This is a genomic window from Aquisalinus flavus (genome assembly GCF_014640095.1).
GTDB lineage: Bacteria > Pseudomonadota > Alphaproteobacteria > Caulobacterales > Parvularculaceae > Aquisalinus > Aquisalinus flavus.
The window spans coordinates 2,355,591-2,370,295 of record NZ_BMGH01000001.1 but is presented as its reverse complement, the minus strand read 5'-3'; the positions used below and the strand labels follow the sequence as shown (position 1 = coordinate 2,370,295).

Annotated in this window: 16 protein-coding genes; 11 read left to right on the top strand and 5 right to left on the bottom strand. The window is 63.0% G+C overall.

The features are described from left to right. Positions 1–22: 22 nt before the first annotated feature. The 6 genes from fliE to IEV88_RS10715 are packed head-to-tail and all read left to right on the top strand — an operon-like array spanning position 23 to position 5,094. Positions 23–346, top strand: a complete 324-nt coding sequence (gene fliE / locus IEV88_RS10740) for a flagellar hook-basal body complex protein FliE (protein WP_188158447.1) — start codon at positions 23–25, stop codon at positions 344–346. A gap of 30 nt (positions 347–376) precedes the next feature. Further along, entirely contained in the window at positions 377–640 is a 264-nt protein-coding gene (locus tag IEV88_RS10735) for a flagellar biosynthetic protein FliQ (RefSeq protein ID WP_188158448.1), read from the top strand. A 48-nt stretch (positions 641–688) separates the two neighbouring features. Further along, positions 689–2,773 carry a flagellar biosynthesis protein FlhA gene (gene flhA / locus IEV88_RS10730; protein WP_188158449.1) on the top strand — a complete coding sequence of 695 codons (2,085 nt, stop codon included), beginning with the start codon at positions 689–691 and terminating at the stop codon, positions 2,771–2,773. 11 nt (positions 2,774–2,784) lie between these two features. After that, entirely contained in the window at positions 2,785–3,570 is a 786-nt protein-coding gene (locus tag IEV88_RS10725; RefSeq protein WP_188158450.1) for a flagellar biosynthetic protein FliR, read from the top strand. Positions 3,571–3,573: 3 nt separating this feature from the next. Continuing rightward, positions 3,574–4,665: a flagellar type III secretion system protein FlhB gene (gene flhB, locus IEV88_RS10720; protein ID WP_188158451.1), complete on the top strand. Its 1,092-nt coding sequence runs from the start codon at positions 3,574–3,576 to the stop codon at positions 4,663–4,665. 12 nt (positions 4,666–4,677) lie between these two features. After that, positions 4,678–5,094: a hypothetical protein gene (locus IEV88_RS10715; protein ID WP_188158452.1), complete on the top strand. Its 417-nt coding sequence runs from the start codon at positions 4,678–4,680 to the stop codon at positions 5,092–5,094. Between the two features lie 232 nt (positions 5,095–5,326). Here the strand turns inward: IEV88_RS10715 and IEV88_RS10710 are convergent, their stop codons facing one another. Further along, complete coding sequence (locus IEV88_RS10710; protein ID WP_188158453.1) at positions 5,327–6,127, bottom strand: LytR/AlgR family response regulator transcription factor; 801 nt, start codon at positions 6,125–6,127, stop codon at positions 5,327–5,329. Continuing rightward, positions 6,124–7,182, bottom strand: a complete 1,059-nt coding sequence (locus tag IEV88_RS10705) for a sensor histidine kinase (protein WP_188158454.1) — start codon at positions 7,180–7,182, stop codon at positions 6,124–6,126. Before IEV88_RS10705 ends, IEV88_RS10710 begins: the two co-directional genes overlap by 4 nt. Positions 7,183–7,434: 252 nt before the next feature. Between IEV88_RS10705 and IEV88_RS10700 the strand changes: the two genes are divergently transcribed. The 3 genes from IEV88_RS10700 (at position 7,435) to IEV88_RS10690 (ending at position 9,697) form a co-directional block, all read left to right on the top strand. Further along, a complete protein-coding gene (locus tag IEV88_RS10700) occupies positions 7,435–8,256 on the top strand; it encodes a hypothetical protein (RefSeq protein ID WP_188158455.1) in 822 nt (273 codons plus the stop codon). 100 nt (positions 8,257–8,356) lie between these two features. Then, positions 8,357–8,707 carry a MarR family transcriptional regulator gene (locus IEV88_RS10695; RefSeq protein ID WP_188158456.1) on the top strand — a complete coding sequence of 117 codons (351 nt, stop codon included), beginning with the start codon at positions 8,357–8,359 and terminating at the stop codon, positions 8,705–8,707. Between the two features lie 117 nt (positions 8,708–8,824). Next, positions 8,825–9,697, top strand: coding sequence for a C40 family peptidase (locus IEV88_RS10690; protein ID WP_188158457.1), 873 nt, complete (start codon positions 8,825–8,827; stop codon positions 9,695–9,697). Here the strand turns inward: IEV88_RS10690 and IEV88_RS10685 are convergent, their stop codons facing one another. Next, the gene (locus tag IEV88_RS10685) at positions 9,698–9,904 is read right to left on the bottom strand and encodes a DUF4169 family protein (RefSeq protein WP_188158458.1); all 207 of its coding nucleotides are present in this window, start codon (positions 9,902–9,904) and stop codon (positions 9,698–9,700) included. 23 nt (positions 9,905–9,927) lie between these two features. Continuing rightward, positions 9,928–10,722, bottom strand: coding sequence for a c-type cytochrome (locus IEV88_RS10680; RefSeq protein ID WP_188158459.1), 795 nt, complete (start codon positions 10,720–10,722; stop codon positions 9,928–9,930). A 179-nt stretch (positions 10,723–10,901) separates the two neighbouring features. On the opposite strand from IEV88_RS10680, the gene IEV88_RS10675 reads away from it, so the two are divergent. Further along, complete coding sequence (locus IEV88_RS10675) at positions 10,902–11,750, top strand: prephenate dehydratase (RefSeq protein ID WP_188158460.1); 849 nt, start codon at positions 10,902–10,904, stop codon at positions 11,748–11,750. Positions 11,751–11,822: 72 nt separating this feature from the next. Continuing rightward, a complete protein-coding gene (locus tag IEV88_RS10670; protein ID WP_206711202.1) occupies positions 11,823–13,601 on the top strand; it encodes an SLC13 family permease in 1,779 nt (592 codons plus the stop codon). Between the two features lie 9 nt (positions 13,602–13,610). On the opposite strand, the gene nudC is transcribed toward IEV88_RS10670, so the two are convergent. After that, positions 13,611–14,513 (bottom strand): NAD(+) diphosphatase, encoded by a 903-nt coding sequence (nudC, locus tag IEV88_RS10665; RefSeq protein ID WP_188158462.1) that lies wholly within the window; start codon positions 14,511–14,513, stop codon positions 13,611–13,613. Between the last annotated feature and the right edge of the window lie 192 nt (positions 14,514–14,705).

Genomic DNA, 14,705 nt, shown 5'->3' with positions numbered 1-14,705 from the left:
CCGAACAAGGAGGTATTGAGACATGGAAGCGTCTTCTCTTGGTGCCTTGAAGAATTATGCCAGCGCCCGCCAGGCGCTGACGCCCGATTCCAAGCAGGCCTCAGGTCCCGATCTCGGCGGCGCCAAGCCGTCGAGCGCGACGGACAATCTTGCCGACGCGGCAAAACAGTTTGCCGATGTTTTCGAACACGCCGAGACTTCCGCCGAAGCGATGACGACCGGCAATGCCGATGCGCACTCCGTGGTTGAGGCGCTGGCCCGGGCAGAAGTCGCGCTGGAAACCGCAGTGACGATCCGCAACCGCGTCGTGGAAGCGTATCAGGAACTGCTCAGAATGCCGGTCTGACACCGGCACAGGACCGGAGCCGGAACGCGTATGAGCGAGCTTGAAATCCTCTCCATCCTGCGGGAATTCCTGTGGGCGGCGGCGATCATCTCGATGCCGCTGCTGATCGCGGCGTTGCTCGCCGGCGTGATTGTCGGCCTGTTGCAGGCGCTGACATCCATTCAGGAGATGACGCTGACCTTCGTACCGAAGCTCGCCATCATGCTGGTCGTGTTTTTCGCCTCGTCCGGGTTCATGGCCCGGGTGATGCTGTCTCTGTTCGATGAACGGGTTCTTCCCGTCATCTCGCAATAACAATAACCAGAAGAAGGGGCTGTCGTGCAGGGTCTATGATGGGGATCAATGCCTGAGCTGAGTATCCGGTCGCTCTACCAGCCGACAGTGCTGCTCGCGCTGGCGTTGATGGTCGTCATTGTCATGATGGTGCTGCCGATTCCGGCGTGGATGCTCGATGTCGGGCTGACGGCGTCCTTTGCCTTCGCGATCCTGATCTTCACCATCACCCTGTTCATCGAAAAGCCGCTCGACTTCTCGTCCTTCCCGTCGATCCTGCTGGCCTCGCTGCTGCTGCGGCTGTCACTGAACATCTCCTCGACCAAGCTGATCATCGGTGAAGGGCATACCGGCACCGATGCCGCGGGCGGGGTGATCGAGGGGTTCGCCATGTTCATCATGGGCGGGAACATGTTTCTCGGCCTGATCGTGTTCTGCGTGCTGATCATCGTCAACTTCATGGTCATCACCAAGGGCGCGGGCCGGATGGCTGAGGTTGGCGCGCGCTTTGCCCTCGACGCCATGCCGGGCCGCCAGCTCGCCATCGACTCTGACGTTGCCGCCGGCGCCATCAGCCATGAAGAAGCCAAGCGCCGCCGCGAGGTCGAACAGGAGGAAGCGTCCTTCCTCGGCTCGCTCGACGGTGTGTCGAAATTCGTCAAGGGCGATGCGATTGCCGGGCTTCTGATTACGCTCCTGAACCTGATCGCCGGCATGGCGATCGGCCTCGGCGTGCACCAGCTCTCCTTCGGCGAGGCGGTGCAGAACTATTCGATCCTGACGGTGGGCGACGGGCTGGTCTCGCAGATCCCGGCCGTCATCATCTCGATCTCGGCCGCGCTTCTCCTGTCCAAGGGCCGGGGCGAGGGGTCGGTCGACCTCGCGCTTTTCGACCAGCTCGGCAAGCATCCGGCCGCGCTTTATACCGTCGCCGGCATCCTTCTCGTTTTCGGCCTGATGCCGGGCCTGCCCTTCCTGCCGTTCACGGTCGCGGCGGGGATTCTCGCGTTCTTCGCCTGGCAGGAACAACAAAAGCGCAAGAAGGCAGCAGAGACCGAAGTGAAACGCCAGAAGGCGGAGGATGCGATCGAGCCGGAGAAGCTGCTCGGCGATGTGCTCGACCTTGACGATATCCATATCGAGCTTGCCAAGGACCTCGTGCCGGTGACGATGGACCCGGAATTCGGCTTCGACCAGCGTATCGAGAAGATCCGGAAATATATCGCCGAGGAATATGGCTTCATCGTTCCATCGATCCGTCTGACGGATTCTGCGTCGCTCGAGTCCGGGAAATACCGCATCAAGATCCAGGGCACGGAGGTTGCCGCCAACAAGATCGTGCCGAACCATCTGCTCGCCCTGATGGAAGACAATGCCCATCCGGAGATCCGCGGCGACAAGGTCAAGGAGCCTGTCTATGGCGCGTCGGCGCGCTGGGTGGCGACCGGCCAGCGCGAGGAACTGCTGATGAACGGCGTGCCGGTGGTCGAGGCGCCGGAAGTGCTGGCGACCCATATCCTCGAAACGATCCAGGCCAATTTCGGCAAGCTGATGACCCGCCGGGCCCTGCGCGAGATCCTCGACGCGTTCACCCATCTCACGAGCCCGGAGCGTTCCAAGGGCAATCAGCGCATTCTCGACGAATTCGTGCCGGATAAAGTGCCCGAGGACACGCTGCAATCGGTCCTGCGATTGCTGCTGGAAGAGCGGGTCTCGATCCGCAACCTCGCCGTAATCCTTGAGACGATCTCCGAAGTGAAAGGCTCGCTCAATTCGGCCGAACAGATCGCGGAGTTCGTGCGCCAGCGCCTGTCGTTCCAGTTCATCTTCAAGCTGCGCGACGATGCCGGCAAGCTGCCCCTGGTCCAGCTGGGCCCCAAATGGGAAGAGCTGTTCACCGAGCACGAGCTGACCGGCAAGAACGGCCAGACCGACATCGCCCTGCCGCCAGGCGAGTTCAATCGCCTCGCCGGCGCCATACAGGAGAAGCTGAACCATTCCGCCTCGCGCGGGACCTATGCGGCGATCGCGACCTCGACCCGCCGCCGCCGCTTCCTGAAGACCGTGCTGGCGGCCAAGGGCATCCGCAACCCGGTCATCGCCTATGAGGAAATCCCGCCGTCAGAACAGCCTGCGATCGTGGGAATCGCGTAAGACTCCGCGCCATGGAGTTTCTCGAACCCGTCAACCAGATGATCCTCGACAATGGCGACTATATCGCCAGCGTCATGGCCGTCTTCGTGCGGGTATCGGTGCTGGCGTTTTTCCTGCCAGGCATTGGCGAGACGCAGATCCCCATGCGGGCGCGGCTGATCGCGGCCTTCGTCATCACCTGGATGATCGTGCCGCCGGTGCTCGCGCGCTATGAAGTCGACACGACCAGCGCGGCGACGATCACGGCAGCGTTCTTTGCCGAGGCGTTCAGCGGGTTCATTCTCGGCTTTGCCTTCCGGGTGATGATCTGGGTGCTGCAGATGGCGGGCACGATCATCGCCCAGGCGATGTCGTTGTCGCAGCTGCTTGGCTCCACGTCGGAAGAGCCCAATACGACGATCTCCTCGATCCTGATCCTCGCCGGCACGGCGCTGGCGGTGACCATGGATCTGCATATCGAGGCGATCCGTGTGCTGATCCAGTCCTATGACACGTTCGCGCTCGGCGCGTTTGCCGATACCGATACGGCGGCCTATTGGTCCGTGGAGCGCTCGATGGAAGCGTTTTCCTTCGCGCTCGCCCTGTCGCTGCCCTTCGTGATCCTGAACTTCATCTATAACGTGATGCTCGGCGCGATCAGCCGGGCAATGCCGCAGCTGATGGTCGCCTTTGTCGGTATCCCGGCGATCACCGGGGCGGGGCTCTTGTTGTTCTTCCTGTGCGCGACGACGATCCTGACAGTCTGGGCCGGCGGCTTCTCCAGCGTGCTCGACGACATCATCGCGATGGGGAGATAGGCCGTGGCCGAGGGACAGGACGAAGGCCAGGAAAAGTCATTCGACGCCACCGCGCACAAGATTGCCGAGGCGCGCAAGAAGGGCGACGTACCGCAGTCGCGCGAGGCGAACACCTTCATGCTCTATGCCGGATTCGCGGTCATGATCATGCTGGTCGGCGGCAGTGCGGCGACGGCGATGGCGAGCCGGCTGACGAGCTTCCTCGCCATGCCCGATGCCTATGCCTATGAATTGCTGTTCAATCCCGACAAGAAGCTGTTTGCCGATCTGATGATCAGCTTCGGGTCGCTGCTGGCGCCGGTCTTCGTCATTCCGGCGGCGTTCATCATCTCCTCCCTCGTGGCGCAGCAATCGATCGTTTTCGCGACGGACAAGATCAAGCCGAAGATGAGCAAGATCAATCCGATCGACAATGCCAAGCAGAAATACGGCCCGGACGGGATCGGCGAGTTCGTCAAGAGCGGCGTGAAGATGCTGACCGTCGCGATCATCACCGGGCTATACCTGTGGCAGCAATATTTCGACCTGCCGGGCTATTCGCAGTTGCAGGCCGGCCTGTTGCCGGGCGAGCTGCGCGATCAGATCCTGATGCTGATGATCTATATCATCATCGCCTCCGGCGCGATTGCCGCCGTCGACCTGCCGTGGCAGCGCCACCGCCATGCGCAAAAGCTGAAGATGACCTTCGAGGAAGTGCGCAAGGAACAGAAGGACCAGGAAGGGGACCCGCACCAGAAGCAGGAACGGCGCAAGCGCGCCCAGGTGATCGCAACCTCGACCATGTTGAAAGATGTCAAGAGCGCCGACGTCGTCATCGTCAACCCGGAGCACTATGCCGTCGCGCTGAAATGGTCGCGCAAGAAGGATTCCCTGCCCGAATGCGTCGCCAAGGGCGTCGATGGCGTGGCGCAGCGGATCAAGGAACATGCGGCGGAAGCCGGTGTGCCGATCCGCTCGGACCCGCCGACCGCGCGCTCGCTCTATGCCGGTGTCGAGATCGGCGAGGTGATCCAGCCTGACCACTATGCCGCCGTCGCCGCCGCGATCCATTTCTCCGACACGATGCGCAAGAAGATGAAGGCGAGAGGCCGGTAAGGGAGCGAGGCGATGAAAGAGCTTGAGAAGTATCACGAAATCTTCCGCCTGCTGAAAATCCGCCAGACGGCAGCGGAACGGGCGCTGGCCGCCGTCCTGTCCGAAAAGCGCAGATTGACGGGACAGGCGGAGACGCTTCGCGAGCAGGCATTGGCCACGATCGCCGAAGGGGATGCGCCGAGCGCCGGGGCGATGCTGGCTGCCGACCGCACCGGGCTTGCCCTGCGCAAGCGCGCGGCTGAGTGTCTGAAGCAGGCGGAAAAACTGCAGCCGGAGATCGCAGCGCGCGAGGAGGCGCTGCGCGCGATCATCGGCAAGGTCACGGCGATGCAGGACGTTATCGCGCGGCTCGAAGTCGTTGCCGGCCAGCAGGAAGAGGAACGCCAGGACGAAACCAGCCTCAGCGCCCTGCAGCAGCGGCGATACTGATGAGGTTTGTGATAAAGTATCATCGCGAAATTAGAACTAGAGTATTAGTTAGGCTAAAAAAATTGCCGCTGGTAGCATTTTGTGGCCCGTTTATCGATTGCCGCTGGAAAATCGGGCGACCATTCCCACATAATGGACACGTTCAATCGCACCCTCGTGCGGTTTGAGCGAATCTTGGAAACCTGCGGTCTTACCAGCCGCGTGCCCGGGCGTTACCCACGCCCGGGTTTTTTTATTGGCCGGCTGTGCGCGTCTCCTCGATCTCGGCGAGGATCTGCTTCTTGTAGGACCGGCCGACCGGCACGCTGTCGCCATTGCGCAAATGCAGCGTATAGGCGCCGGTCGAGGAGTGGCTGAGACTCTCGATCTGGCGCCGGTTGACGATGGCCGAGCGATGGACGCGCAGGAAGGCACTTTCGGGCAGTTTCTCCTCTACCGATGTCAGGGTCGAGCGCATCAAATGAGTGCGTCCGTCGAGATGCAGCCGGACATAGTCGCGCTCGGCCTCGATCCAGATGATACTCGCTGCGGTGACGCGGGTGATAACATCCCTGTCCTTGATCCAGAAATCGGCGATCTCCGGCCTCGTGCTATCGTCGCGGCCTGTATTCAGCGCGGCGAGGGTCTTCTGCAGATCATCGACCCGCTCCATGGCGGAGACCTGTTCGAGCCGCGCACGGGCCCGGTCGATCGCGCTTTTGAGCCGCGCAAAGGCGACAGGTTTCAGCAGATAGTCGATGGCGTCACGCTCGAAAGCGCGCACCGAGTAATTGTCGAAGGCGGTGACGAAGATGATCGCCGGCACGACGGCGCGCTCCGTCAGCATGCTGACGAGGTCGAAGCCGTTCAGGCGCGGCATCTTGATGTCGAGCAGGATGATGTCGGGTGATTCCTGCTCGATCTTCTGCAGCGCCTCGGCGCCGTCGCGGGCCTCGCCGATCGCACCGATCCCCTCTATGCCGTCAAGGCCGTGGCGCAGGCGCCGGCGGGCGAGGGGTTCGTCATCGACGATGAGAACGGAATTGGCTTTCATTGGGCGGCCTCGATTCTTGGCATTGTTATGGTGGCTGCGGTTCCCCCTTCGTGCCGGGTCATCAGTGTCAGGTCGCTGTCCGTGCCGAACAGCAGCGACAGGCGCATGCGGATATTGCCGAGGCCGACCCCTTCCTTGGGAACTTCCCGAGGCAGGCCGGGGCCGTTATCGGCGACGCTGAGGACGAGGTTTCCATCCTCGATCCGGGCGCTGATGTCTATGTGCACCGCATCGGTTGCCCCGGAAACCGCATGCTTGATCGTGTTCTCGATCAGCGGCTGCAGGATGAGCGGCGGCAATAACAGGGCGCAAGTGTCGGGGCTGGCGCTGACCTTGACCGTCAGCCGGTCGCTGAAGCGGTTCTGTTCGATCGACAGATATCGGTCGATTGCCTCCAGCTCCGCCGCGACGGTGATGAGGTCGGTCGGATCGGTGTCGAGGCTTCGGCGCAGAAACTCGGACAGCTTCATGATCATGTCCTCGGCATCGTCATTGCGCCGTTCGACGACGAGGCTGGAGATCGAGTTGAGCGTGTTGAACAGGAAATGCGGGTTGAGCTGATAGCGCAGCATTTCCAGCTGGGCCGACTGGGCGAGGTTCTCCGCTTTCGTTGCCCGGTGCTCGTTGTCGATTGCCTTGCGCGCCATGACCCAGGTCACGATGATCAATTGCCAGACGCCGGCAAGGGTGCAGTTGACGAGGGACACCGACAGGGTCAGCTGCCAGAAGCTCATGCTGCGGAAATATTCCAGCGGCACGGCGAACTTGTACATCACCGCATAGAGCGCGCCGTGGAGCACCGAATTGATGATGAAGGCGAGAATGAAGAACGGCCAGCGGGCAGCATGGCGCGCCGTGAACAGGGCATAGATGATCACGCCGGTGAAGTAGGCCGGGATGATCGACAGGCCGTAAGTGCCGAAGCGCTGCCCCAGAAAGCGCCACTCGCCACTGTCCAGCAGAACACCGAGCGAGACGATGGAGAAGGACAGAAGCCAGTAGACGATGGCAGCGATCAGCAGGCCGATATAGATGCGTGGACGCAGACGAAACATGCGTGAGGGCCCAAATATTTGGTGCAATAATGCACCGTCTGTTGTCGCCGAGCCTCGGGGGGTGGTCAAAACCGTTCGTCGCAGTCTGGCCTCCATTGGTCGCAATTGTCCAGCGGCGGGTCGGGCTCCGGGGCTGTGAAGCCAGGCCGGTGCCGCTGCACAGAAGGCACCTGTTCATCCAGGCTTTTCGCGGCTATAGTTAAACGGGGAGAGGCATGGGGTATGGCTTCTCCGGGGAAGGGGTTTGAGGACATGCGGCTGATTCCGGTTCTGTTTATCGCTTTTGCGGTGGCGGTCAGTGTCGGGGCGATCAATGCCATTGCGCAATCGCTCGGGTTCGGCGTCGACGCCTGGTACGGGCCGCTGGCGGTCTTCAACAAGGTCTATCTCGACCTTCTGGAAAACGCCTTTGGCGGCGCGATGGCGATGATCGACAACCGCTTCGGCATCACGATTCCGGTCTGGACCCTGCACGCCGCGGTTCTCTATCTGGGCGCAGCCCTCGCCTTCGTCTCCGGCACGACCGGGGTCGCGACGCGCGAAAGGATCATGGAGAACGTCAAGGCGACGGCGCTTGGTGTCATTGTGCCGCTGGCGATCCCGGTTTTCATCTGGCATGTCTTCCGCATGGGCCTGGTCTCGCGCTTTGCCCGGGACAATTCCCTGTCCTTCATGGCCTATGCGCTGCTCGTTGCCGGTGCCTATTTCGCCTCGGTCTTCGCCAATAACCGGATCTATGCGCCGGACACCGAGGCTCAGGTGCAGGAGGCCAGCATCAGCGCCGAAGAGATTTCCGCCATGGGTGCGATGGCTGAACCGGGGCGGCGCGACGGCGCGACACGGATCGGGACCAACCTCGTGGCGCACGATCCGGGTGCCGACAGCCTTGCGCGGCAGGCCAGCTTCTCCGTCGAGCAAGACCAGCTGAGCCCGGAATATGCCCGCGTGCTGGGCGAGACCCTCGGCCGCAACCTGCACGAACGCGCCGAGCTGGCGCCTGCGCGCGGCGACGAGATCATCATCGGCACGGTCCCGACAGGGCTCGTCCGCCCGGCTGCTGCAGAGACCGAGTAACACCCCGGTCGCGCATTGCACCGGCGCAATCCCATTTCGCATCCGCAATGAATCAGGCCACATAGAAAGGCCTGTTTCAACGTCCGCGAAGTGAGTGCCGATGCAATCGACTGACATTCTTCTGCCCTGGCGCGACATCATGGTCGACTCCGTGCGCCGCGATGTGCCGGACCTGTCGATGCGACAATGGGCGATCCTGCTGTCGGTCTATCTCACCCCGGGCCCTCACACCGTGCGCAAGATGTCGGCCGATTTCGTCATTCCCAAGCCGGCGATCTCCCGGGCGCTCGATGCCCTGTCGATTCTCGGTTTCATCCAGCGGGTGCGCGACCCGAACGACAAGCGCATCGTGCTGGTGCGCAAGACCGCCGATGGCGCGCTGTTCGTCGACGAGTTCGCCCGCCGCGTCGAGGAACGCACCCGCCTGTCCGATCTCGGCGGTGGCTTCTAGATCGTTTCAGCGTTCTGTCGAAACGCTGAAACGACCCCGACACCTTGTTTTCCGCTCCCGCAACCTTACCGTTTTTTCGTGTGGCAACGCTCGCGTGTCATTCGTATGATGGCCGCCATGGACAAACGATTGACACCGGCCCGGCCCGACCTTGCAGCCAGCCACCTCGACGGACAGGTCGAGGCGGAGCGCTTCGTCGACGGCATGGCGCATCAGGTCATCCTGCCGGTCTGCGGTCTGCGCCGCGTGCCGGACCAGAAGGGCAGCCTCGAGACGCAACTGCTGTTTGGCGAGACCTTCACCGTATACGAGACCAAGGACGGCTGGTGCTGGGGCCAGGCCGGGTTCGACAATTATGTCGGCTATGTCGAGGCCGCCGCGCTGAACGCGGCGACCGTCCGCAATACCCACCGGGTCACCGCGCTGTCGACCTGGCGCTATAGCGAGCCGGACCTGAAATCGCCGCCTCTCGGCCCGCTGCCGATGAATGCCAAGCTACAGGCCGGGACCGATGCCGGGGATAAATATGTGCGTGAGGCGCAGGGCGGCTGGGTGTTTTCCGGCCATATCGCGCCCATGGCGGAATCCACCGCCGACATGGTCGGGCTGGCGCGGACATTTCTCGGCGTTCCCTATCTGTGGGGCGGGCGGTCGAGCGCCGGGCTCGATTGTTCCGGCCTGACACAGAACGTGCTCGAGCGGCGCGGCATCCCGGTGCCGCGCGACACCGATCAGCAGGAAGCCTGGTGCCGGGAAAATGGTGCCGCTGAAATCTTCCGCCGCAAGAAGGAGCGCGACGACTGGACCGGTCTTGCGCTTCATCCCGGAGACCTGGTTTTCTGGAAAGGGCATGTCGCGATGATGGTCGACAGCGAGGACATGATCCACGCCAACGCCACGGCGATGCAGGTCTCGATCGACGAGGCGCGCGAATTCTCCGGCCGGGTCAGTACCGAGTCCGGGGCGGTTCAGGCGATCTACCGGATCTGATCAGTCTTCTGAGGTGTCGGGGGAGGTGTCGGGTTTGTCGAGGCGGGCGCCGTCAAGCGTGCGCCTTGCCTGATCGGCCTCGAGCGCGTCCTTCTGCTTTTCCGGTTTCGAGCGGCCATGGCGACGGCGGTTTGCGTCGGCCGCCGTTTCGGCATCTGCCCGTTTGCGGGCCTTGCGGAAACGGCGGAGATTGACGATGTCAGCCATGGTCGCAATCCCGGAGTCCAGAATCAGTCTTCCTGGATTTCGCCCTGGTTGGTCTCGCCATCGCTTTCGGTCGCAGGCGTTTCCGGCTGGGCGGCTTCATCCTCGGCCTCATCGGCGAGCTGACCGGCTTCTTCCAGAGCCTCGGCGCCGGATTCGGTCATGGTCTCTTCAGAAGCGGTGTCGTCAACGGTGATGTCCGCGCCTTCGGCCTCGGCCATGTCCTCGGCCGGTGCCTCGGCGGGGGCGGGTTCGGGGAAGGGAACCGGCTCGCCGCTGGTCAGGGTCGCAAGATAGGCGAGAATGTCGGCGCGCCTGTCTTCCTTGCCGATGCGCTGGACCATCTGGGTGCCCGGAACATAGCCCTGGGAGTTCTCCAGATAGGCGTCGAGCTTCTCATAGGTCCAAGTGCCCTCCAGCGCGGACAGGGCGCCCGAATAGGAGAAGCCGGCATGAGCCGCAATGTCGGCACCGACAATGCCCCACAGGTTCGGACCGGTGCCGTTGGCACCGCCCTGTTCGAACGTATGGCAAGCCAGGCAGATGGCTATGGCGCGCTCGCCGGCTGCCGGATTGGCATTGGCGAGCAAGGTGCCGAGATCGACTTCGGCTTCTTCGACGGCCGGGCCGCCCTCGAGCGTGAACTCGATCGGATAGGCCAGACCCAGCGGGTTGCTCTCGTCAATCTCCTCGTCGTGGGCCGCGGAGCCATGATGCCCGCCGCCATAGAAGACATTCACCAGGATCGGCAAGCCGAAGAACATCAGCGCGACCGTCAGGCCTGCGGCGGCGAATTTGTTGAAAAAGAGCTCATCCTTCATGGATAGTTTTCCCGGGAATCTGGGTCACGCGGAACGGCAGCCCCGCGCGAAGGCTTGATTGACATTTTGGCGGTAATAGCGGCCTTCTTGCTGCCTTGCAACGGTGCACTTGCATCATTTGGCGCGTCGTTTAAGCACGGCCTGCCGCATAATGGCATCTGACAGGGATAATGAGGATCATGGGTGCAGGCAAAATAGCATTTCAGGGAGAAAACGGCGCCTATTCACAGGTCGCCTGCGGGCTTTATGCGCCGGGTCTGGAGCCGCTGGCCTGTGCCACGTTCGAGGAGGCATTCGAGGCCGTCTCCCGCGGTCTCGCCGACAAGGCGATGGTGGCGGTCGAGAACTCGCTCGCCGGCCGCGTCTCCGATGTCTATCACCTGCTGCCCGACACTGACCTGTCGATCGTCGACGAACACTTCCTGCCGGTCCATCACCAGTTGATGGTGGTCAGGGGCACCGACCCGGCGGGCATCAGGACCGTGCGCAGCCATGCCATGGCGCTCGGCCAGTGCAGGAGCGTGATCGCCCGGCGGGGCCTGAAGCCGGAAATCGCCGGCGACACGGCGGGCGCGGCGCGGCAGCTGTCGGAATCCGGCGCCCGCGACGTGGCGGTCATCGCCTCGGCCCTTGCCGCAGAACTTTACGGGCTGGAGATCATCGAGACGGATGTCGAGGACGCCGGGCACAATACGACCCGCTTCATGACCATGAGCCGCGAGCCGGACTTCGCCACGCGAGGCGATGGCAAAGTCATCACGAGTTTCGTCTTCCAGGTGCGCAACATCCCGGCGGCGCTGTACAAGGCGATGGGCGGGTTCGCGACCAATGCCGTCAACATGACCAAGCTTGAAAGCTATATGCGCGACGGCGAGTTCACCGCGACCATGTTCTATGCCGATATCGAGGGGCATCCGGACGAGGAACCGGTCCGGCTGGCCCTGGAAGAATTGAGTTTCTTCTCCTCGACGCTGAAGATTCTCGGGGTGTACAAGGCCGATCCCTATCGCGACAGGGCGGGCCGTTAAGGCCTGAGGAAAAATCATTTCGCGGTTCTGTGCGCGGTGGTAATGTCCGCTTCTTTCGGGTGGGGATATTTCTTGGACATTATTGCGCCTTACGCTTCCTGGATCGTCGGATTTCTTCTTGTCGTTTTGTTCATCGCCTTTGCGCGGGAATGGCGGCCGCCTGAAGTCAGTGCGGGGATGATCGTCGCGATCCTGTTGCTGCTTGGCCTGTTGAGCGAACAGGAATTCCTGAGCGTCTTCGCCAATTCCGCACCCGTCACCATCGCCGCCATGTTCGTGATCTCCGCAGCGCTGGTGCGCACCGGTGCCCTCGACCAGCTGGCCGAGGCGATGACCGGCCCCGCGAGGCGTTACCCGGTGCTGGCGGTGGCGGTCTTCCTGCTCGTCGTCGCCGTCCTGTCGGCCTTCATGAACAACACCCCGCTGGTGATGCTGATGATCCCGGTCGGCGTGAAACTCGCCGGGGAGATCAATGGCAAGGCTTCCGGCATTCTCATTCCGCTGTCCTATGCCGCGATCATGGGCGGCACCTGCACGCTGATCGGCACATCGACCAATATCCTCGTTGATTCCGTCGCCCGCCAGCAGGGAATGGCGCCGTTTCATATCTTCGAGATCGCACCGCTGGGCATCACCGGTGCGATCATCGGGCTGACCGTGCTCATCGTTTTGCGCCGGCTGATGCCGGACCGGGAAAGCCGCCAGGACCTCGGCGCCCGGGCGGCGTCATCGCGGTTCATGGTCGAGGCCGCGATCGAAGAAGGCTCGCCTCATATCGGCAGGCGCGCCGTCGATATTGCTTTCTTCAAGCGCGGCAATACGAGGCTGATCGACGTGCTGCGCGGCAATGAGTCCCTGCGCCGGGAGATGGAGGCGGTGGTGCTGGAAGCGGGCGATGTCGTCGTGCTGCGCAGCCCGGTCCAGGACATCCTGTCGATGAAGGAATCCGGCGAGATGACGGCCGTCGACGACCATTTCCAGAAACTCGGCACGCGGGAATCGACCGTCGTCGAAATCCTGCTGGTGCCGGGGGCGAGGATCCTCGGCAAGACCCTGCGCCACCTGCGTTTGCGCCGCCGCTACGGCGTCTATCCGATTGCGCTGCACCGGAGCGGCGAGAACCTCGCCGACCGGTTCGAATATGTGCCGCTCGCGGTCGGTGACACGATCCTGATCGAGGGCGCACCGGGCGACCTCAAGCGCCTCGTCGATGACAATGATCTCGTCAACGTCACCGAGCCGCGCGCGACCGGTTTCCGCCGGACCAAAGCGCCGATCGCGATCGGGGTGATCCTGGGTGTGGTGCTTGCCGCCTCGTTCGGCGTATTGCCGATTTCGATCGCCGCCATCGTCGGCGCCGTGACGGTGCTGGCGACGCGCTGCCTCGAAGCCGATGAGGCGTTCCAGGCGATCGACTGGCGCGTGCTGATGCTGATCCTCGCCATGCTTGCCATCGGCGCCGCCCTCGACAAGGCCGGGCTGATCTCCGACATCGTGGTGGCCATCCAGCCGCTGCTGGCCGGACTGCCGCCGCTGGCCGCACTGGCCGTCGTCTACCTGATCTGCACCACGCTGACGGAGATCGTCACCAATAATGCCGTCGCGATCATCATGACACCAATCGCCATTGCGCTCGCCGAGGGGCTGGGCGTCGATGCGCGGCCTTTCGTCGTGGCGGTGATGTTCGCGGCCAGCGCCAGCTTCCTGACGCCGATCGGCTATCAGACCAATACGCTGGTCTATAATGCCGGCGGGTACCGGTTCACGGATTATCTGCGCCTGGGCCTGCCGCTGTCGCTGGCGATGTTCATCGTGGCGATGGTGATGATCCCGCTGATCTGGCCGCTCTGAGCGGACCCTCTATTCGCGCACCCAGACTTCCATCAGCTGCCGGGCAATGGCGTATGTCGGCGGCACCCAGAGGTCGTCGCGGCGCTCGCCGCCCAGAAGCGCGGCAAGCTCGCCCTTCTCGACCCAGCGCGCGGCCTCGATCTCCTGCGGGTCGAGCAGGATTTCCCAGTCCTGCGCCTGCGCGATGAAGCCGATCATCAGGGAGGACGGGAATGGCCAGGGCTGGGAGAAGACATAGCGCGGACCGGTCAGGATGATGCCGACTTCCTCGCGGATTTCGCGGATGACGCATTCCTCCAGCGTCTCCCCCGGCTCCACAAAACCGGCGAGCGCGGAGTACATGTTGGGCGGGAAATGCGGCCCCCGCCCGAGCAGGCAATGGTCCTGCTTGACCGGCAGGACGATGGTGACCGGGTCGACACGGGGGTAATGCTCCGTGCCCGTTTCCGGCTCGATACGGCTGACACCGCCACCGCGCATCCTGGTCGGCCTGCCAGTACGGGCACAGAACAGGTGACGGCGGTGCCAGTCCAGCATCCATGCCGCCTGGCCGAGAATGGCGAGATCCTCGCGGCCCAGCAGGGCGCCGGTTTCGCGCAAGGGAATATAGGTGCCAAGATCGGCGAAAGGCTGGCCCGGCGCGGCGGAGGCATCGATGGCGGAATAGGGCACGTCGTCAAGCCAGCCGAGCAGGATATGGGGCGCATCCGCCGGCAGGTCGCTGCGCGCGGCGGGCGACAGCCAGAGCGGTTCCTTGCGCTCTGCATCGATCAGCGGCTGGCCCTTGTGGAACACCGCCATGCGGCCACTCGGGGCGGAGAGCTGGTCGGCGATCCAGGCCTCGTCCTTGCGGTTCTCGGACAGGCGGTCGAGCGGGTTGCCGGTAAAGGCATTGGGGTTCATCACGGGCATGGAGGCTATCTAGCACGGAAGCGGCGGAGGGGGAGGGGCGGATGCAGACACGCTCATGTGACCGCCAACCGGCGCGATTTCCGGTGCCATAAGCCGATTTTCCTTTATGTGGCGGGATTTTGCTGTATGGAGTGCCTTTTTGGCGCCGATGACGTGTTGTCTCTGCGCCCGGGAAGCGGTTTGTCTTTGTGA

Bases quoted from the DNA above. Each gene is read 5' to 3' on its own strand.
- fliE (WP_188158447.1), top strand. From the start codon at position 23: ATGGAAGCGTCTTCTCTTGGTGCCTTGAAGAATTATGCCAGCGCCCGC.
- IEV88_RS10735 (WP_188158448.1), top strand. From the start codon at position 377: ATGAGCGAGCTTGAAATCCTCTCCATCCTGCGGGAATTCCTGTGGGCG.
- flhA (WP_188158449.1), top strand. From the start codon at position 689: ATGCCTGAGCTGAGTATCCGGTCGCTCTACCAGCCGACAGTGCTGCTC.
- IEV88_RS10725 (WP_188158450.1), top strand. From the start codon at position 2,785: ATGGAGTTTCTCGAACCCGTCAACCAGATGATCCTCGACAATGGCGAC.
- IEV88_RS10715 (WP_188158452.1), top strand. From the start codon at position 4,678: ATGAAAGAGCTTGAGAAGTATCACGAAATCTTCCGCCTGCTGAAAATC.
- IEV88_RS10710 (WP_188158453.1), bottom strand. From the start codon at position 6,127: ATGAAAGCCAATTCCGTTCTCATCGTCGATGACGAACCCCTCGCCCGC.
- IEV88_RS10705 (WP_188158454.1), bottom strand. From the start codon at position 7,182: ATGTTTCGTCTGCGTCCACGCATCTATATCGGCCTGCTGATCGCTGCC.
- IEV88_RS10700 (WP_188158455.1), top strand. From the start codon at position 7,435: ATGCGGCTGATTCCGGTTCTGTTTATCGCTTTTGCGGTGGCGGTCAGT.
- IEV88_RS10695 (WP_188158456.1), top strand. From the start codon at position 8,357: ATGCAATCGACTGACATTCTTCTGCCCTGGCGCGACATCATGGTCGAC.
- IEV88_RS10690 (WP_188158457.1), top strand. From the start codon at position 8,825: ATGGACAAACGATTGACACCGGCCCGGCCCGACCTTGCAGCCAGCCAC.
- IEV88_RS10685 (WP_188158458.1), bottom strand. From the start codon at position 9,904: ATGGCTGACATCGTCAATCTCCGCCGTTTCCGCAAGGCCCGCAAACGG.
- IEV88_RS10680 (WP_188158459.1), bottom strand. From the start codon at position 10,722: ATGAAGGATGAGCTCTTTTTCAACAAATTCGCCGCCGCAGGCCTGACG.
- IEV88_RS10675 (WP_188158460.1), top strand. From the start codon at position 10,902: ATGGGTGCAGGCAAAATAGCATTTCAGGGAGAAAACGGCGCCTATTCA.
- nudC (WP_188158462.1), bottom strand. From the start codon at position 14,513: ATGCCCGTGATGAACCCCAATGCCTTTACCGGCAACCCGCTCGACCGC.